Raw genomic sequence first — 20,241 nt, 5'->3', positions numbered from 1 at the left:
CAATCTTCCCCTCACAATCTTTTTTAATAAAGCATCTGTAAATCATAAAGAATTTATTATGAAAATATTATACCTTTATTAAGCCGAAAAAAATCTTTAAAAAAAATGCAAAACATCAAACAAATTTCAACATTAGAGACATTTCTAGTAAGACATCCTGTTCTTCGCGCTGACAAATCGATAGAAAGTTGTCATTTCGACGGCGACAATTTAGAAACCACCGTTCATTTTGGTTTGTTTGACCAGAACAGTCTCATAGGTGTCATTTCTCTGTTCGAAGCAAAAAACAATTTATTTGTTGCAGAAAAACAGTTTCAAATTCGGGGAATGGCGGTTTTGAAACAGCATCAAAAAAAGGGTTTTGGTGAAAAGCTTATGCTCAATTCTGAGCAACATTGTTCAGACCAAAACGCAAATTTAATTTGGTTCAATGCCAGAAAAGAGGCCATTGGTTTCTATGAAAAAATGGAATACCAAGTAAAAGGATTCCCTTTTGAAATAAAAGGAGTTGGAGAACACGTTGTCATGTTTAAAACAATGAATAGTGAATAAATTATTTCTAATACTGTTGTTATGCTTCGTGATTAGCTGCAGAAAAGAAACACTAAAAAGCGAGGTGGTCTTAAAAAAAGAGGCTTCAAAACCCCGTGTCCAGCCCGAAGGCAGATCAGTTAAAATTGACTCTGCTTTACTAATTTCTTTTAATGACAAAATACTTACCTATTTTTACAAAAGCACAGCATACGGGACCGTTTGGCAATCTGACGAAAAGAGAAAAATAATTTTAGAGGAACTCCTTAAATCCGATGAAGAAGGACTAAATCCAGAAGATTACAAGGTAAAAGCACTAAGTGATTTTGAAAAAAAAGCCGCAACTCTAGACACTACAGATTTAGCGAAATATGACATTTTACTGACGTCGAGTTTACAAAAATATATTTCACATCTGACCAACGGAACGCTGAGCCCTGCAAAATTATATAAAAACTGGGACCTGAAAAAAAAACCTATAGATCTAAATGAAACAGTTGCCCAATTATTAAGCAGCGATTCACTGCGCTATAGAATAGACCAATTAAAACCCAATCACCTTGTTTACAAAAGATTAAAAAAAGCACTTACATTAATTAATGCTTTACCCAATGAAAAATTTAAAAAACTAAAAATTGCACGAAACATTACTCCAAATGACAGCAATCCATCTATAATTGACATCAAAAAAAGATTGATTTATTGGGAAGACCTACAACCTAAAGACAGTTTGACACCCGTTTATGACAAAGAAACTGTAATGGCAGTAAAAAGGTTTCAAAGGCGTCATGGCTTAGCTACCGACTCTACTATTAACGAAGTAACCATTGCTTCGCTCAATTTTTCAAAGCAGCAGCGCATCCATCAGATCATTGCCAATCTCGAGCGCTGGAAATGGTATCCAAAAGAAATGGGAGAAGAATACGTAATCATTAATATCCCAGATTACAGACTGACATTAGTGAAAGATCGGGATACTTTGAGAACACACAGAGTGATCGTGGGAAGGGCAAAAAGAAAAACACCCATCCTAAGTTCCAAATTGACTCAGGTAGTTTTTAATCCGACCTGGACTGTTCCTCCAACTATTTTGAGAGAAGATGTGATTCCGGCAATTTTAAAAAGCCGAAGCTATCTGACCAATTCAAACATTAAAGTATATGATAGTAATGGAAGAATAGTATCTCCTTATGAGTGGCAATTGTCCCTGGCCGAAACGTATCGCTATGTTCAAACTCCGGGAACTTTTAACTCGCTGGGTATGGTGAAAATTATTTTTCCAAATCGCTTCTCTGTTTATTTACACGATACAAATCATAGGGATTATTTTGACAAAATAGATCGTTCGTTGAGTTCTGGCTGTGTGAGGGTTGACAATCCGCTGGAATTAACAGAATATTTACTGAATGACCCAGTCAACTGGAACCTGGAAAAAATCACAACAATACTACAGAACGAAAGAACAAAATTTGTCAAAATAAAAAAGAATGTTTCCTTTCACTTATTGTATTGGACTGCCTGGAGTGAAAACAACAAATTGATTTTCAGGGATGATATCTATAATCTTGATGCCAATTTATATACTAAATTAAGAAACTAGCTCCGATGCTAATTTAAAAGCTCTTGAAGGATGGTAAATAAAGAGACATGATTTGTCTTTTATTGTACTAATAATTTCTTTAGATAATTCTACCGGTACCGCAGGACAACCTTGACTTCTTCCTAATCTATGATTGTTTTTTATAAAGGAATTAGAAACATATTCAGCTGCATGCATCACTACGCCTCTTGCTCTTGCGTTATCATTAACACCTTTTTCTAAACCATCCAATTTAAGTGACATACCGTGTTTACCGCTATAGATTTCGCCTGTTGCATAAAACCCTAAACTGCTTTTATAAGATTCGGCTGAATTTGAAAAAGTAGAGGCAAATTCATCGCCGGTATTTCTTCCGTGTGCAACAAGAGTATTGAACAGGATTTCACCTGTTGCCAAATTAATCACCCAAAGTCTTTTAGTATTGGAGGACAAACTAAAATCGACTAAAGTTAAAATGTCTTTTTGAATCAGTCCTTTTTCTTTCAACAAATAATACCCTTTTAAAGCTTCTGAAAAACTTTCTAGTTTGGGTAAAACAAATTCATTGGAATGTAAATTATTATACGCCATTTCAATGTTAGATTCAACGTTGGATTTTACCATTTTGGCATAAACAACAGACGTAACACTCTTTGACTCGGAAAAACTTGTTTTGCTTGGAGCAAATGAAAGCAGCATAAACAAAATAGCAGGAAATATCTTATAAATCATTGGTTATCTTTAAGTTATAAATTAATTCGGGATTGCAAACCTACGGCAAAAAACAACTATTTTAAACAATTTAACAAAACTTTAGTTCATTTATAACGGATAAGGAAGGGAAATATTGAGTAAAAGTTCATAAAAAAATCACTTCCTGTGTTAATTTTGTTATTTTTGTTTTGATACAATCACAATTTATGTCCAAATTTCAGTCTGCAGTACTAATTTTTTTAATTTTCTATAGTTGCAACACCTATAGCCAAAAAAAGGTTCTTTTGGCAAAAGCTATTACAGAAAACATCACTATTGATGGAAAAATTAACGAAGAAATATGGCAAACAGAATCGATTGCTACCGATTTTATAATGTTTGAACCGGATAATGGAAAACCAATAAGTACCCGTAAGAAAACAGAAGTTAAACTACTGTACGACAACAATGCCATTTACATTGCTGCTCTGTTGTATGATGACGAACCCAACAAAATTAAAAAAGAAATTACAAACCGTGATGTTTTTGGCGTTTCCGATCATTTTTCAGTTTACATCAATGGCTTTAATGACGGACAACAAGACTTCCGGTTTTTTGTAAGTTCCGCAGGAGTACAAATGGATTGCCTAGCAACAGAAGAGGGCGAAGATTTTACCTGGGATGCTATTTGGGATAGTGAAGTGACACTAACTGACTTTGGATGGGTGGTAGAAATGAAAATTCCCTATGCAGCACTGCGGTTTTCAAATGCCGATAAACAAACCTGGGGTTTGAATTTTATGCGTGAGATAAAACGCGACAATCAAAAATACACCTGGAATCACGTTGATACCAAAATTGGAGCTGTAATTCCACAAGCAGGAATTCTCGAAGGAATTAAAAACATAAAAACACCAACACGACTTTTCTTAATTCCGTATTCATCCGCCTATTACCAGGAAAATGATATTGCGTCAGGAACTACATTTAAAGCCGGTTTAGATATAAAATACGGCATTAATGATTCGTTTACGTTAGATGCTATTTTAGTGCCTGATTTTGGGCAGACAAAATTTGACAATGCTATTCTGAACCTCGAGCCTTTTGAGCAAAAACTGGATGAAAACCGGCCTTTTTTTACCGAAGGCACTAATTTATTCAACAAAGGAGGATTATTTTATTCCAGAAGAATTGGTGGAGTACCAAGCATAGAACCAGAACTTGGAGCAAATGAAGAAATAATAAATTATCCAAGTACGGTTAATTTGCTAAATGCCGTGAAAGTTTCCGGAAGAACAGAAAAAGGTTTAGGAATTGGTTTTCTAAATGCTATTACTAAAAAAACCTTCGCCACTATTCGAGATAATGTAACGGACGAAACTCGAAAAGAAGTTATTGAGCCACTAACTAATTATAATATTTTGGTATTTGATCAGCGTTTTAATCAAAACTCATCAGTTTCGTTTGTAAATACAAACACCACCCGCAATGGCGGCTTTAGAGATGCTAATGTTTCCGCATTATTGTTTGATTTAAGTACAAAATCAAACACTTATAATTTATACGGGGATTTCAAATACAGTTCAATCAATGCCATTGAAGATTATGATGGTTTCAAAACTTCATTAAACTTTGAAAAAACAAGTGGGAAATACCGCTATCTTCTCTGGGGAAAATACATTTCTAAAGCGTACGACATTAATGATCTGGGAATCGTTTTTTACACTAACTATCATAATGCTTACGCCAATGCGAGCTATAGAATATTAAACCCAACAACGGTTTTTAACACCCTTAAGATCGAACAGGAATTAAATTTGGAAATACAAAATACTACGGGCAAATTACAGGAAGGCTGGTACAAAACAGTCATTAAGGCAACATCCCGTAACAATAATTATTTTGAATTTGCTTTAATCGTAAATCCATTTGAAACATTCGATTTTTATGAGCCTCGTACCGACGGCAGGTACCTGCAAATTCCCAGAAGAATATCCTCTTATTTTGGAGTTGAATTCAATAGAAATAATGCTTTTACTTTTGATTTCACCCCTACCGTCACACTGTATGACCAAGATCGCAGAATTACTTACGGTCTCGCTCTAGGTCCAAAATACAGGTTTAACGATAAATTATCACTATCTTATGTATTAAATTATACCCGTAAGATAAATGACAGAGGATGGGTAGATCAAGACAATACAGGGATTATTTTTGCGCAACGTAATCGAGAAATAGTACAAAATGACCTTACTGGTAAATACGCCATAAACAATAAAATGACACTAAACTTAACGGCACGTTATTACTGGTCCTATTCTCAAAATCATGAATTTCTTACTTTACAGGACAATGGTTATTTAATTCAAAATAATGCCTATTCCTTAAATAAAAATAGAAATTTCAATTCATGGAATTTTGATTTATCCTATTCCTGGTGGTTTGCACCTGGAAGCGAAATAGCTATTTTATATCGCAATTATGCACAAGAGAGCAGCCGTATTGTAGAAAAAAAATTATCTTCGAACTTTAAAAATGTTTTTGAGGGCAACCTAACTAATATTTTCTCCATTAGTCTTCGCTACTTTATTGATTATAATGTGATAAAAAACAAATTTTAAAGTTTTTATCTCTACACTCTTTCAAAATAAAATTTCAAAACATTTTTTTTTCAAATCAAAAACGAATTTTATAAAAAAACTGTAACAATTTATTAAAAGTACAGTCTAGTATTAAAATTATATTTTTGAAATAATTTCATCATCAATCAAAAAAATCATGAGAAAAATACTTTTTACAAGTGTGCTCTTGTTTTCACTTCTTGGCTACAGCCAAAAAAAAGTATTACAAACTAAATTCATTTCCGATAATATAACCATAGATGGAAATCTGAATGAAGACATATGGAAATCTGCGCCGATAGCGAAGGATTTTATTATGTTTCATCCAGACAATGGTAAACTTATTCCAGAAAATAAAAAAACAGAAGTAAAAGTTTTATACGACAATGATGCCATTTACATTGCTGCCGCAATGTATGATAACGAGCCTGGTAAAATAATGAAAGAAATAACGCAAAGAGATAACTTTGGCGCTTCCGATTTTTTTGGAGTTTTTGTCAATGGTTTTAACGACGGGCAACAAGATTTCCAGTTCTACGTCTCCGCCTCTGACGGGCAGGCTGATTGTATAACAACCGACACCAATGGAGAGGATTATTCCTGGGACGCTGTCTGGAAAAGCAAAGCTACTATAACCAATTTTGGCTGGGTTGTAGAAATGCGAATTCCCTATGCGGCTTTGAGATTTTCCGGTGAAAAAAAACAAACCTGGGGACTCAATTTCTTTAGAGAAATAAAGCGTGATAAACATAAATATAGCTGGAATTTTATTGATTCAAAAATTGGAACTTTCACACAACAAACTGGAATTCTCGAGGGAATTGAAAATATTAAAACGCCTACACGACTTTTTCTTTTGCCCTATTCTTCTTTTTATGTAAATGCAAATGCAAAACAAAAAACGTACGGAACAATCAAAGGTGGTCTAGATATAAAGTATGGCATAAACGATGCTTTTACGCTTGACGCTATTCTTATTCCTGATTTCGGACAAACAAAATATGATGATCAGATTTTAAATTTAGGCCCTTTTGAACAACAATTTAACGAAAACAGGTCTTTTTTCACCGAAGGAACCGATTTATTCAGCAAAGGGAATTTACTTTACTCCAGAAGAATTGGTGGTAAACCATCCAATCCTCCAACTGCTACCAGTAATGAAACAATTATTGAGAATCCTTCAAATGTCAATCTTATCAATGCCTTAAAAGTATCCGGCAGGACAAAAGATGGTTTGGGAATAGGAATTCTAAATGCCGTTACCGAAAAAACGTATGCATCAATCCAAAACAATGACACTAAAGAAATAAGAAGAGAATTGGTAGAACCACTGGCAAATTATAATGTTTTGGTTTTGGATCAGCGTTTTCGCAAAAATTCCTCCATTTCATTTGTCAACACTAATGTTACCCGAAACGGAAGTTTCCGTGATGGAAATGTTTCTGCCTTAGTTTGGGATTTAAACACCAAGAAAAACACCTATAATCTTGCCGGAAATTTCAAATACAGTTACATAAACGATATTGAAGACAAAAAAGGAACAGCAACGTCGTTAAACTTTAGTGAGACTTCCGGGAAATACAGGTACAGTATTGGAACAGAAACACTATCAAAAAATTTCGACAACAATGATTTAGGAATTAATTTTGAAACCAATTATTATGCTATTTATGGAAATGCAAATTATAGAATATTAAATCCAACAAAATATTTCAATTCATTCAATACTAATATCAACATGTATACCCAGTTTCAAAAAGAGACCGGGAAAATTCAAGGCAATAATATCAATGTAAACCTAAATTCAAACAATAAAAAAAATCATTATATTGGATTAGGAATAAACGCAAACCCCTTTGAATCCTACGATTATTATGAAGCCCGAACAGAAAACAGGTATTTAATTTTTCCAAAACGATTGGGAGGATGGTTTATGTTTTCTTCTAATTACAATAATAAATTTGCCATTGACATCAATCCTTCAGTTGCTGTTTTGAGTGAACCTGGAAGAAATTCTTATGGTATCGACATAGGTCCAAGATACCGGTTCACTGATAAATTTTCATTGAATTACAACTTTCATTTTTTCAGACAAAACAACAACAAAGGATACATCGACAGCATAGATGACGATTTAAATGCTGCAACGCCAAACACGATCCTTTTTGCCAATAGAAATGTTCTTACGTACTCCAACTCTCTTTCCGGAAAATACTCCATCAACAGTAAAATGACTTTTAATCTTTCCCTGCGTCACTATTGGTCTTATGCCGAGAACAAGAATTTCTTATCATTAGAGCAAAACGGCAGATTAACGGATTATTCCAATTATACTGAAAACAGAAACTCCAGTTTTTCCTCTTGGAATGGTGACTTGTCCTATTCATGGTGGTTTGCTCCAGGCAGTGAAATTTCTATTTTATACAGAAACAATGCCGCCAATTTTCAGACAGCAATCGATAAAGACTTTGGAAAAAAAGTCACTACTTTGCTAACCAACGATCAGCTAAAACATGTTTTTTCAATAAGTGTCCGCTATTTTATAGATTACAATGCGGTGAAAAACAAATTCTAAGTTGCATTAATTTAAGCAAACCCCGCTTTCTACAACAAAATTATCATTATTTGTTATTGTTATGTTACGAATGAATAATAGTGATTTCGATTCCTTCGAACATTTTTAGAAATGCTTTATCTTTGCTCAAAATATATTACGATGAACAAAAAAGTAATTCTTATGATTTTGGACGGTTGGGGAAAATCTCCTGACCCTAAGGTGTCTGCAATTGATAATGCCAATGTACCATTTATAAATAGTCTCTATAAAAAATACCCAAGTGCCCAACTTAGAACCGACGGTTTAAATGTAGGTTTGCCAGAAGGACAAATGGGAAATAGCGAAGTAGGACATATGAACCTTGGCGCCGGACGAATAGTATATCAGGATTTAGCCAAGATAAATCTTGCCGTCGCACATAATACTTTGGCAAAAGAACAAGTATTGGTTGATGCTTTTACGTATGCTAAAGAAAACAATAAAAAAGTACACTTCTTAGGTCTTGTTTCCGACGGTGGTGTGCACTCTCACACTTCCCATTTGCGTGGTTTAATCGATGCCACACAACAATACGGATTGCAAAAAGTTTTTGTTCACGCCTTCACTGATGGTCGTGATGTTGATCCAAAATCAGGTAAAAACTACATTCAGGATTTAGAAGATTATATCGCAAATACCACTGTAAAAATAGCTTCTGTCATTGGACGTTATTATGCAATGGATCGTGATAAACGTTGGGAAAGAGTAAAACTAGCTTACGATTTACTAGTAAATGGAACTGGTGCTCACACTAAAAATCCAGTTGCCTCGATTGCAGAAAGTTATGAAGTTAATGTAACCGATGAATTTATTCATCCGATGGTCGTGGTTGATGATAACGACAAGCCCCTTGCTACTATTGAGGAAGACGATGTAGTTATTTTCTTCAATTTCAGAACCGATAGAGGTCGAGAATTAACCGAAGCGCTTTCGCAACAAGATTTCCATGAGCAGAACATGCACAAATTGAATTTGTACTATGTAACGCTTACCAATTATGATGAAACTTATAAAAACGTAAAAGTTGTTTATAATAAAGATAACATTACCGAAACCCTTGGTGAAGTTTTAGAAAAAGCACATAAAAAGCAAATTCGTATTGCCGAAACGGAGAAATACCCACATGTTACTTTCTTCTTTTCCGGTGGGAGAGAATTACCTTTTGCCGGTGAAAGTCGTATTTTGAAAAATTCTCCAAAAGTGGCAACTTATGATTTGCAACCAGAAATGAGCGCATTTGAACTTACGGATGCTCTGGTACCTGAACTTGAAAAAGAAGAAGTGGATTTTGTATGCCTAAATTTTGCCAATGGCGACATGGTAGGTCATACCGGAATTATGAGTGCTGCGATAAAAGCTTGTGAAGCCGTTGACAAATGTGTTGAAAAAGTAATTACAGCCGCATTAGCACATAATTATACTACCATTGTAATTGCGGATCACGGAAACTGCGAAACTATGATAAATCCTGATGGAAGTCCTAATACCGCGCACACAACAAATCCGGTTCCAATTATTTTGGTAGACAAAGATTTGAAAACAATTCACGATGGTGTTTTGGGTGATATTGCTCCAACTATTTTAGAATTGATGGGAATAGAAAAACCAGCGGTTATGACCTGTCATTCTTTGTTGTAAAACGCAGAAGTAATTTGAATCAAAATATTTTAAATCCGATTTAAATAAAATAAAAGAGGCTCTAGAAAATGCACTCCCCCCAAATAGTACCTTTTTGGAGGCAGTCTAAAAATGAGCCTTTTTTAATTTTCCTTTATTTATTGATCTGTTTCCCAATTAAATCAATTTTTGAATAACCGCTTTTGCAACATTTCAGATGGCTCGCCAAAACGTTTAAAAGGTAGTGTTGGCGTAATGCCTGCCACAGCTCCTTCAATTTGGTCGGGGGTAAGTCCTGTATTGTTGAAAATATTTGTCTTAATATATCCTGGGCTTATTCCGTTTACTCGGATTTTTTTGCTGTGTATTCAGAAGAAAATGTTTTATGAATGATTGAACTGCTGATTTTGCTGCTGAATAAATTGAAAAATTTTCTATCCCAAATTCGGTTACAAATGATGTGTTTAAAATGATAGTACTTCCTGCGTTCATTAACGGTAACATTTGCTGTACGGTGAAGAATGTTCCTTTTACCGACATATTGAACAGTTCATTAAAATGAGCTTCGTCCACCATTTTTATATTCGGCAGGCGTCATTCCTTCGATGTTAATAAACAAGTCGTGTAATCGCCCTGAACCTGAAAGTCCTGTTTCGTGAGCCGTTTCAAAAAGTGTAGCTTGATTTTCTTTTAATAATGTTTTAGCGTATTCTAGCGTGTATATTGCAAAAATTTCTTTGGACTTGTACCTGCCCACTCACTAAATAAGCGTTGAAAATGAAATGGACTTAAATTAACTTTCTTTGCAACATCGTCAAGATTCGGTTGCGCTTTAAAAGTTACTTGTATATACTCAATTACTTCTGCAATTCGCTTATAATTGATGCTTTGTTGTTCGGTCATTTTATTTAAATTTTGCAAAGCAAATATCGATAGAACCGTGATCTTATAAAATCCGAAACCTACTTCTTCACTAAATTGATCTCCGCTGGGTGTAATTATTAAAAAAACATCAGTTCGATCGTTTTTTGTTTAGTAAAACGGAACAAAACTTCTCGATACCTTTCTCTACTCAAGACGGCTTGTATGGAGGATCGTTTTAAAGAAATAAAAACACTTCCTTAGTGTACATTTTACTGATGATTTATTGTAAAAAGAGTATTTAAACCGGTTGGGTTAAAGATTGATTTCCAAGTATAAAACATTCTTAAAAATGATCAAAAAGCCTAATGCTATAAAAATTTTATATTTCCCAATTAACTCAATTTTTGAATAACCGCTTTTGGAACTCCAGTCGCTGAGGCAGGATTTTGCCCCGTTATGCTATTTCCATCAACGACAACGTAGCTTTCAAAAGAATTCTTATTGCTAAAACTTGTTCCTCGATTTCTCAAAGCATCGTCCAATAAAAAAGAAACAATTTGCTGATAAAGGAGGCTACTACTCTTTTCGGACAGCCCCTTTTTATTATCAAAAATTTGGCGTCAAAAGTTCTCATAAAATTGTACTTTTGCAAACTGAAAATTCGAAATTATGATTATAGTAAAATCACGTGAAGAAATAGAATTGATGCGAGAAAGCGCATTGATCGTATCAAAAACATTAGGAATGATTGCTTCTGAAATAAAAGAAGGTGTCACCACTTTATATTTAGATAAATTAGCCGAGGAATTTATTCGTGATCATGGAGCCGAACCAAGTTTTCTTGGCCTGTATGGTTTCCCGAATTCACTTTGCATGAGTCCAAACGCACAAGTGGTTCATGGAATTCCAAATAATAAGCCATTGGAAAGTGGCGATGTAATCTCTGTAGATTGTGGTGCTTATAAAAATGGATACCATGGAGATCACGCTTATTCTTTTGAAATTGGAGAAGTAGCTCCCGAAACTAAAAAATTATTGCAAATAACCAAAGAATCGTTATACGTGGGAATCCGAGAATTAAAATTAGGAAATCGCGTGGAAGATGTGGGAAATGCTATTCAAAGATATACTGAAGCACATGGTTACGGTGTCGTTCGGGAATTAGTGGGACACGGAGTAGGACAAAAAATGCACGAAGATCCTGAAATGCCTAATTATGGTAAAAAAGGAAGAGGAAAACTTTTTGTTGAAGGAATGGTTGTAGCCATTGAACCCATGATTAATTTGGGGACCAGAAACATCAAGCAATTAAAAGACGGTTGGACAATCCTTACTGCCGATGGAAAACCGAGTGCGCATTTTGAGCATGACGTTGCCATTATCGATGGAAAACCTGAGATTTTATCAACTTTTGGATACATATACAAAGCGTTAGGTATTGTGAGTAATGAAGAAGACGAGTTTAGAAAAACACCTTTAGTACTATAATGAAAAAACTCTTTAAACTGATACTCAATACCATTCCGCGTCCTATTCTTATTCGTTTAAGTTATGTGGCCCGTCCCGTTCTTGCAGTTGCCTTAAAAGGAACTCAATTTACAGATCCCATTGACGGGAAAAGTTTCAAAATGTTTTTGCCTTACGGTTATGGAACACAAAGAAATAATGTACTTTCACCAAGTACACTTTCATTGGAAAGACACCGTTTATTGTGGTTGTATCTGAATGAAGAAACTGATTTTTTTACTTCGAAAGAAAAAAAGAAAGTATTGCATTTTGCCCCTGAACAAGCCTTTTATAAATTATTTCGAAATCAGAAAAATTTAGCATATACCACAACCGATTTATTTTCGCCTTTGGCAGATGTAAAAGCAGATATTTGCGATTTACCTTTCGAGGACGATCAATATGATGTTATTCTTTGCAATCACGTTTTGGAACACATTCCAGACGATACGAAAGCAATGCAGGAATTATATCGGGTTTTGAAACCAGGCGGAATGGCAATTTTGCAAATTCCACAAGATCTTTCCAGAGCCACCACTTTTGCAGATGATACCATTACCGATCAAAAAGAGCGTGCTAAAATTTTCGGACAATACGACCACGTTCGTATTTATGGACGAGATTATTTTGATAAATTAAGAAGTATTGGTTTTAAAGTAACCGAAGAAGATTACACCAACAAAATAGCACCTGAATTAGTGGCAAAATATTGCTTGGCAAAAGGCGAAATCATCCCTGTTTGTTTTAAATAAATTCCTCCTGCCAATAATAAATAAACCTGCTAAAATCAATTAGCAGGTTTTTTTATCTTTAAATTTCAAAGCATTTAACTTTTCTCAGGCATCAGCATTCCGATAACTTTATCTTTTGTAAGGTATTTTTTGGCAACATTCTGGATGTCTTTTGCGGAAATTTCACTGATCTTTTCTTCAGTTTGAAGAATCTCATCTGGACTTGTCCCATTTACAAACGACTTCGTAAAATTGCTTAACCAATATCTATTTTCTTTACTATTCTTTTTATACTCAAGCAATTCCGCTTCCTTAAATTTGGCAACATCCTTTGCTTCAGGTCCGTTATCAATGATTTTTTGCAGTTCTTTTAATGCAGAAGCAGTTAATTTTTCGGTATTTTCCGGACCACATGGAAACCCTATACTGAAATTATAAGAACCATTTGGCACCTTATTCATACTTCCCCTTGCGCTGATTCCATACACCCCGCTTTCATTTTCCCTTAACTCTTCAATTAATTTTATAGTCAGGACTTCTCCTAAAGCTTCCATTGCGGCAGCTTCTTTAGGAGAATAAACCGCATCGCCATAGTACATGATTGTGACCGAACTTTTTGGATCAGTTCCTTTATTTACTACTTTTTTCAAATCACCTTTAAGCATTCTGTACCCCAAATCAGTAGCTTTTTCTTTCTTATCCGAAGAAGGTAAAGAGGCCAGATATTTAGCAGCATACCCTTCCATTGTTTTATCATCAACATTTCCAACGAAATAAAACTCAAAATCTCCTGCATTAGCAAAACGCTCCTTATATTTATTGTATGCCAATGTATAATCCGTTTCACCCCATGTTTTTTCATTTGGAATCAATCCATTAAATCTTGGATTTTCCTTGTTCAAATAACTGTAAAATTCTTGTTGAAAAAAGAATCCGGGTTGTGATGCCATATTTTTAAAAAAGGCAGATTGCTTTTGCTTGTAGCCTTCATAAGCGGTTACATCTAAATTTAAATCTGTAAAATAAGCGTGAGTCATCTGGAACAAATACTCTAAATCCTTGGGAGTAGTTTTTCCTCTCAGACCTTCAGTTGTATTTGCTATGTAAGGATTCACACTGGCAATTTTACCCGTCATAAATTTATTGATATCATTTAATTTCAGTCCTGAGAAACCCGCTTCAGTTAAGGCTCCATTAGCAAACTGGACCTTTTTCATTTCTTCATTAGAATACAAATTGCTTCCACCCAAACTTACCGCTTCAAAGAGAATCTCATCATTTTTGAAGTCAGTATTTTTATAAGTAACTTTTACTCCGTTAGAAAGAATTAATGTTTTTACACCTATTTTATCATCGCTTTCCCGTTTAACGATACTGCCTGAAACAACATCTTCTCTCAAAAGCCCTTTTACCACAGCTACGTCTTCATAGGGTTTAATTTCGTCAACATTTATTTTTAATGCATTCAAAACCTCCTGTTCCGAAGGTTTTTTAAGACCCTCTTTTTCCGGACCAGTCAGGACAATAACTCGATTATCATCTTTGACGTATTCCTTAATAAAACCATTAACATCATGTAAGCCTATTGAAGGTAAAATTTGTTTCATCGTTGCAAATGTCCATTCAATTCCTGGAGCAGGTTCTTTTTTCAGGAAATTAGCCTGGTATTCCCCGACAAAGCTTTCAGAATTAGTTTTATTTCTATCATTATATGATTTTTCGATTGCAGCCAAAAATTCCGCTTTTGATCGGTCTAATTCTCCTTGTGTAAAACCAAATTTCTTAGCTCTTTCATTCTCCGTAACCAAAACCTTCAATGCGTCCAATTGCTTATCTTCTTGAGACATCGCTATAGACTGATACGCTTTTTTATTTCTGGCCCATGTTTCACCGTGATAGGAATATCCGTAAGTAAAAGGAGGAGTGGCTGAATTTGTCAATTCATCCAATCTTGAATTCAACATGGCTGTAAATAATCCTTCTACCAGATAATTTTTAAAATCCATTACGGTTACCAGGGATTTTGGTAAACCATAATCCTTGTATACCAACTGCACTTGGGCGTTTGTTGCTTCTTTATCGCTTTCAATTGCTACAAAAGTTTCTTTGTGATTTGGTACCTCAAAAGTTTTTCGTGGTTTTTCATTTTTAGGATTTTGGTAGTTCGAAAAGTGAGCTATCACTTTTTTCTCCATTTCGGCTACATCAATATCTCCAACAACAATAACGCTCATTAAGTCAGGGCGATACCAATCTTTATAAAAGCTTACAATTTTATCGTATTTAAATGTTTCTAAAATCTCCTTTTTTCCAATTGGCAAACGATCCGCATAATGTGAGTTGTACATCATTTTAGGTAAATAACGCGCCATCATTCTTTTTTGAGCACCTAAACCCAAACGGTATTCCTCAAGGACAACACCTCTTTCTTTATCAATTTCTTGCGGAGTCAAGTTTGCATTAAAAGCCCAATCCTCAATAATATTAAAGCCATTCTCTAATTTTTCAGGGCTATCTGAGGGAATAGGAAGAAAATAAACCGTTTCTTCAAAACTCGTATAAGCATTTAAATGTTGTCCGAATTTTACGCCTATGCTTTGTAAATAATCAACCAATTTGTTTTTTGGAAAACGTTTGGTTCCGTTAAAATTCATATGCTCCATAAAGTGAGCCAATCCTTGTTGGTCGTCATTTTCAAGAATAGAGCCCGCATTGATAACCAGCCTCAAATCTACTTTATGCTCCGGTTTGGCATTTTTCTTGATGTAATACGTTAGACCATTTTTAAGTTTCCCTGTTTTTACACTGGAATCAAAAGGAATTGCCTTTGAGTAATCCATTTCCTGTGCAAAAATCGCCGCCGGAAACAATAACAGACCTAAAGCTAATTTACTAAGTTGTTTCATATTGTTGGGTTTATTTTAATCAAAACTAAACAGATAACTTTAATTTTTATGAATTATTATAAAAATTTTAACAGAAATTACTCACAAACTTAATTTATATTTTCACCACAAAAAACCACCCCAATTAAAATGAATCGGAATCACTATATTTACAATATTCAAGTTACTAAGCCATGACAAAAACTTTTTTCAAAAAATTTACGTTATTTCTATTCCTCTTTTTATCCTATGGCTCGTTTGCACAAGTACAAAAAGAGGTTGCCCCTCCCTATAATATCAAGACGATTTCTTTTGTACAAAGTGAACAGAATGTAATCCCTATTTTCAAATTAGGGGAAGGATTTCAATTGCAATTTGATGATCTGTTTGGTAATGATGCCGATTATTACTACGAAATAATACATTGCGACTATAATTGGAATCCAACGGACATTCCTAAAAGTGAATATTTAAAAGGTTTTGATAACCAAAGAATTTCAGATTACACTAATTCTTTCAATACCTTACAAATCTATTCCCATTATAGACTCCCTATTCCAAATCAGTTTACACAATTATTAATCAGCGGTAATTATATGCTGAAAATCTTAAACAACGACAAAGAAGTTATTTTTTCCCGAAAATTTGTTCTTTATGAAGATGTGGTCACGGTTCCTATCCAAGTAAAAAGAGCAAGAACCGTCAGTAATCTGGAATCGAAACACAACTTGGAATTTACTATTAAATCAAGTACAATTACGTTTCAAAATCCATTAAAAAATGTGAAAGTAGTTTTACTTGAAAATGGACAATTCAATGATGCGATTACAAATATTGTCCCTCAATACACCATTGGAAATGATTTAATTTACAAATATGACACCCAAACTCAGTTTTGGGCCGGAAACGAGTTTTTATATTTTGAAAACAAAGACATCAGAGCTGCCAATAATAACGTAGCCCGTGTGGATTCGAATAATGAAATCTACAGTTTTCATTTATACACCAATAATGCCAGAACAAATTTTCCTTATTCCGTAACACAAGATGTAAATGGGAATTTTGTAGTTAAGAACATAAATGCGGCAAATAGTGAAATTGAAGCTGATTATGCCTGGGTATATTTTAGTCTTTCCGCCCCTACTTTTAGAATTAATAAAGACATCTATATAAACGGCATGTTCAATAATTATAACCTGACACCCGAATACAAAATGGATTACAATGAAAAAAAAGGTATTTATGAAAAAGCAGTTTTAATAAAACAAGGATTTACAAATTTTCAATATGTAGTTGCCGATAGTAAAGGGACCATCGATCATGAAAATGCAATTGACGGAAATTTTTATCAAACAGAAAATGATTATTTCATAATGGTGTATTATCGTGAAAATACTGATCGCTATGACAGAGCTATTGGAAAGGGGACTGCAAATTCATTAAATATCATCAACTAAAAAAAACTTTTCGAAAAATGACTATACAAAATCAAATTTTTGTAAATTTGTCATTATTAAGCACCTATTCAATTTATTTATTATGGTTTCTCAAATAACAAGAGGCATAAAGATATCGGTATTGACTAGTTTTGAAGGAACCTACTTCAAAAACTACAAGATTCACTTTGCCTTTAGTTATGAAATCACAATTGAAAATCACAGTAAAGATTCTGTTCAGTTAACTTCTCGCCATTGGGAAATTTTCGATTCTCTAAACGATATAGAAGTAGTAGATGGTGAAGGTATCATTGGAAAAAAACCAGTCTTAAAACCAGGCGAATTCCACACGTACAGTTCAGGTTGCCTATTATCATCTCCTTATGGTGCAATGAAAGGATATTTTAATATGATTAATTTTACTTCTACAAAAAATTTCAAAGTTATTGTACCTACATTCAGACTTTGTGCTCCGTTTGCATTAAACTAATTGCTCCTCTTTTGAATTATTTTGATTTTATTAGGATCAAATAACGAAATTTTTAAATTATCCTTTGTACTTTTGTCCTGACCTAAATTATTCGCAATATTTGGAATGATTTTATTTTTTCAATTGTTTAATCTTACCTGCCTTAAAACAGGTCCTCTAATTACAACATCATGTTAAAAGGATTTTTTAATGTACCAAAAGCGGTAAACGAACCGGTAAAAGCGTACGCACCAAATTCACCTGAAAAAGCAGCTGTTCAAGCCGCTTATACAAAAATGTGGAATTCTAAAATCGATGTTCCTTTATACATCGGAAGCGAAGAAATTAGAACGGGTAACACAAAAAACATGACCGCTCCTCACGATCATAAACATATCGTAGGAACCTATCATCTTGCTGAAAAAGCAGATGTCGAAAAAGCGATTGCAAATGCATTGGAATCAAGAACCGCATGGGCTGCTATGGCTTGGGAACAAAGAGCAGCAATTTTCCTTAAAGCAGCTGAATTGATTGCAGGTCCCTATAGAGCAAGAATAAATGCCGCAACAATGATTGCGCAGTCTAAAAATATCCATCAGGCTGAAATTGATGCTTCTTGTGAACTGATCGATTTTTTACGTTTCAACGTAGAATTTATGACTCAAATTTACAGTGACCAGCCAAAATCCAACTCCGATATGTGGAACCGATTAGAGTACAGACCACTCGAAGGTTTTATATATGCCATTACCCCTTTTAATTTTACCGCAATTGCCGGAAATCTTCCTGCAAGTGCTGCAATGATGGGCAATGTTGTTATTTGGAAACCAAGTGACAGTCAAGTTTTCTCTGCAAAAATCATCATTGATGTTTTCAAAGAAGCAGGAGTTCCTGATGGCGTTATCAATGTTGTTTTTGGAGATGCTTTGATGATTACCGATACTGTTTTGGCAAGTCGTGATTTTGCAGGAATCCATTTTACAGGTTCAACACATGTATTCAAGGATATTTGGTCTAAAATCGGAACTAACATTCACCATTATAAAACATACCCAAGAATTGTAGGCGAAACCGGTGGAAAAGATTTCATTATTGCGCATCCAAGTGCAAGTGCAAAACAAGTTGCAACGGGAATTGTACGCGGCGCTTTTGAATTTCAAGGTCAAAAATGTTCTGCAGCTTCAAGAGCATATGTACCGCAAAGTTTGTGGCCAGCTATAAAAGAACAATTAATTACCGATACAAAATCCCTGAAAATGGGTTCGCCAGAAGATTTTGGCAACTTTATTACTGCGGTTATTCACGAAGGTTCATTTGACAAATTGGCCAGTTTTATTGACCAAGCCAAAAAAGACGCTGATGCTGAAATTATAGTTGGTGGTAATTATGATAAATCTGTTGGTTATTTCATTGAACCAACAATAATCGTAACTACAAACCCACACTATACGACAATGGAAACTGAATTATTCGGACCTGTAATGACGATTTTCGTTTACGAAGACGCAAAATGGGAAGAGACATTGGAGTTAGTTGATACCACTTCAGAATATGCTTTAACGGGTGCTGTTTTCAGTCACGACCGTTACGCAATTGAACAGGCAACTACCAAATTGCAAAATGCTGCAGGGAACTTCTACATCAACGACAAACCAACCGGAGCCGTTGTAGGAATGCAACCTTTTGGTGGCGCAAGAGCATCAGGAACCAATGATAAAGCAGGTTCAGCATTGAACTTGTTGCGTTGGGCTTCACCAAGAACTATAAAAGAAACGTTTGTTACTCCAGAAGATTACAGATATGCATTTTTAGGAGAATAGTTTTAAAAAGATTGAAGATTTTAGAATTAAGATTCTTCATATAGCATTAAAAAACCCTCCAAGAATTCAAATAATTTTGAAGTATTGGGGGGTCTATTTTTTAAGCACAAAAACAGCTGGACACTACTCTTTTTACAGAACCGACTAAAAGGGCAAGTTATTAAAAATCATAATTTGAAATTGAGTTCTGTTCTTTGTTGGTAAAAATTGTGTCATCACACCTGCCTCAACTTTAATATATTTACTTAAACAATATCCAACACCACCGTAAAGACGATCCCTGTCATATTGATTTTGTTGTGTGTTGATGAAAATTTCATTTGACAACGAAGCATAAACCGCATTTTTTTCTATCAATTTTTTATTTAGCGGAACATTCAAAGAGAGCGAATAACGCAAACGCATTTTAAAATCTTCTTCAATAAATCGTTGTTCAAAACGATATCTATGCTGAATGTATACCCTTCCGAATTGTTGTTTTGTGATAAATTGCTGGAAGATTCTGTGTTCATCCGTTTGCACCTTCTCTGCTGTTCCGGCGACATAAGGTTCTGAATGGATGTAAGCATATCCTAACAATATATTATTATTGTTTTCTGATAAATTATAACCTAAACCTGTCCTAATAAGCAATTGTTCAAGATCTCCTGCGAAATTAAAATTTTGATATTGCACTTCATTTTGCCAATTGAATCGATTATTTATTTTTTGGTTGCCCAAATAAGCAAACCAATTCCCTACATCTGATTTTTGTGCATTTGTAGTAGCTGCTGCAAACAGCAACAACAAAAAGCAAAATGATTTTACTTTATTTGTCATTCCATTTTATTATTTTAGGTCCTGTACTATTCTAGTTTACAGATACTGAATAGCCAGACACGAATTCAACGCCA

General features: G+C 34.5%; 14 protein-coding genes and 1 pseudogene. 10 read left to right on the top strand and 5 right to left on the bottom strand.

The window, feature by feature from the left end; all coding sequences use genetic code 11:
• Positions 1-105 precede the first annotated feature (105 nt).
• Positions 106-552, top strand: coding sequence for a GNAT family N-acetyltransferase (locus ACNQGH_RS04525; protein WP_417954788.1), 447 nt, complete (start codon positions 106-108; stop codon positions 550-552).
• Positions 545-2,131 carry a L,D-transpeptidase family protein gene (locus ACNQGH_RS04520; protein ID WP_417954787.1) on the top strand — a complete coding sequence of 529 codons (1,587 nt, stop codon included), beginning with the start codon at positions 545-547 and terminating at the stop codon, positions 2,129-2,131. Before ACNQGH_RS04525 ends, ACNQGH_RS04520 begins: the two co-directional genes overlap by 8 nt.
• Here the strand turns inward: ACNQGH_RS04520 and ACNQGH_RS04515 are convergent.
• A complete protein-coding gene (locus ACNQGH_RS04515; protein WP_417954786.1) occupies positions 2,120-2,842 on the bottom strand; it encodes a murein L,D-transpeptidase catalytic domain family protein in 723 nt (240 codons plus the stop codon). The two genes, ACNQGH_RS04520 and ACNQGH_RS04515, sit on opposite strands and share 12 nt — an antisense overlap.
• A gap of 188 nt (positions 2,843-3,030) precedes the next feature.
• On the opposite strand from ACNQGH_RS04515, the gene ACNQGH_RS04510 reads away from it, so the two are divergent.
• The 3 genes from ACNQGH_RS04510 (at position 3,031) to gpmI (ending at position 9,658) form a co-directional block, all read left to right on the top strand.
• A complete protein-coding gene (locus ACNQGH_RS04510) occupies positions 3,031-5,424 on the top strand; it encodes a DUF5916 domain-containing protein (RefSeq protein WP_417954785.1) in 2,394 nt (797 codons plus the stop codon).
• 157 nt (positions 5,425-5,581) lie between these two features.
• On the top strand, positions 5,582-7,999 hold the full coding sequence (locus tag ACNQGH_RS04505; RefSeq protein WP_417954784.1) for a DUF5916 domain-containing protein: 2,418 nt from the start codon (positions 5,582-5,584) through the stop codon (positions 7,997-7,999).
• 141 nt (positions 8,000-8,140) lie between these two features.
• Complete coding sequence (gpmI, locus tag ACNQGH_RS04500; RefSeq protein WP_417954783.1) at positions 8,141-9,658, top strand: 2,3-bisphosphoglycerate-independent phosphoglycerate mutase; 1,518 nt, start codon at positions 8,141-8,143, stop codon at positions 9,656-9,658.
• Positions 9,659-9,955: 297 nt separating this feature from the next.
• Here gpmI and ACNQGH_RS04495 read toward each other — a convergent pair whose 3' ends face one another.
• On the bottom strand, positions 9,956-10,177 hold the full coding sequence (locus ACNQGH_RS04495) for an SDR family NAD(P)-dependent oxidoreductase (RefSeq protein ID WP_417954843.1): 222 nt from the start codon (positions 10,175-10,177) through the stop codon (positions 9,956-9,958).
• Positions 10,178-10,199: 22 nt separating this feature from the next.
• A pseudogene (locus tag ACNQGH_RS04490) lies at positions 10,200-10,540 on the bottom strand (helix-turn-helix domain-containing protein); the annotation flags it as partial.
• 630 nt (positions 10,541-11,170) lie between these two features.
• Here ACNQGH_RS04490 and map point away from each other — a divergent pair.
• Together map and ACNQGH_RS04480 are read left to right on the top strand one after the other, a co-directional pair.
• Complete coding sequence (gene map / locus ACNQGH_RS04485; RefSeq protein ID WP_417954782.1) at positions 11,171-11,989, top strand: type I methionyl aminopeptidase; 819 nt, start codon at positions 11,171-11,173, stop codon at positions 11,987-11,989.
• Positions 11,989-12,759 carry a class I SAM-dependent methyltransferase gene (locus tag ACNQGH_RS04480; protein WP_417954781.1) on the top strand — a complete coding sequence of 257 codons (771 nt, stop codon included), beginning with the start codon at positions 11,989-11,991 and terminating at the stop codon, positions 12,757-12,759. Before map ends, ACNQGH_RS04480 begins: the two co-directional genes overlap by 1 nt.
• 74 nt (positions 12,760-12,833) lie before the next feature.
• On the opposite strand, the gene ACNQGH_RS04475 is transcribed toward ACNQGH_RS04480, so the two are convergent.
• The gene (locus ACNQGH_RS04475) at positions 12,834-15,644 is read right to left on the bottom strand and encodes a M16 family metallopeptidase (RefSeq protein ID WP_417954780.1); all 2,811 of its coding nucleotides are present in this window, start codon (positions 15,642-15,644) and stop codon (positions 12,834-12,836) included.
• 173 nt (positions 15,645-15,817) lie between these two features.
• Between ACNQGH_RS04475 and ACNQGH_RS04470 the strand changes: the two genes are divergently transcribed.
• From ACNQGH_RS04470 to pruA, 3 genes are all read left to right on the top strand, one after another.
• The gene (locus tag ACNQGH_RS04470) at positions 15,818-17,080 is read left to right on the top strand and encodes a type IX secretion system plug protein (RefSeq protein ID WP_417954779.1); all 1,263 of its coding nucleotides are present in this window, start codon (positions 15,818-15,820) and stop codon (positions 17,078-17,080) included.
• 82 nt (positions 17,081-17,162) lie between these two features.
• The gene (apaG, locus tag ACNQGH_RS04465) at positions 17,163-17,549 is read left to right on the top strand and encodes a Co2+/Mg2+ efflux protein ApaG (RefSeq protein WP_416853708.1); all 387 of its coding nucleotides are present in this window, start codon (positions 17,163-17,165) and stop codon (positions 17,547-17,549) included.
• A gap of 170 nt (positions 17,550-17,719) precedes the next feature.
• The gene (pruA, locus tag ACNQGH_RS04460; protein ID WP_417954778.1) at positions 17,720-19,348 is read left to right on the top strand and encodes an L-glutamate gamma-semialdehyde dehydrogenase; all 1,629 of its coding nucleotides are present in this window, start codon (positions 17,720-17,722) and stop codon (positions 19,346-19,348) included.
• A 144-nt stretch (positions 19,349-19,492) separates the two neighbouring features.
• Here the strand turns inward: pruA and ACNQGH_RS04455 are convergent, their stop codons facing one another.
• On the bottom strand, positions 19,493-20,167 hold the full coding sequence (locus ACNQGH_RS04455) for a DUF2490 domain-containing protein (RefSeq protein WP_417954777.1): 675 nt from the start codon (positions 20,165-20,167) through the stop codon (positions 19,493-19,495).
• Positions 20,168-20,241: the final 74 nt, after the last annotated feature.

Origin of the sequence: Flavobacterium kochi, from assembly GCF_048286715.1 — a bacterium.
GTDB lineage: Bacteria > Bacteroidota > Bacteroidia > Flavobacteriales > Flavobacteriaceae > Flavobacterium.
The sequence above is the reverse complement of the archived record's forward strand: the minus strand, read 5'-3'. Positions and strand labels throughout refer to the sequence as shown.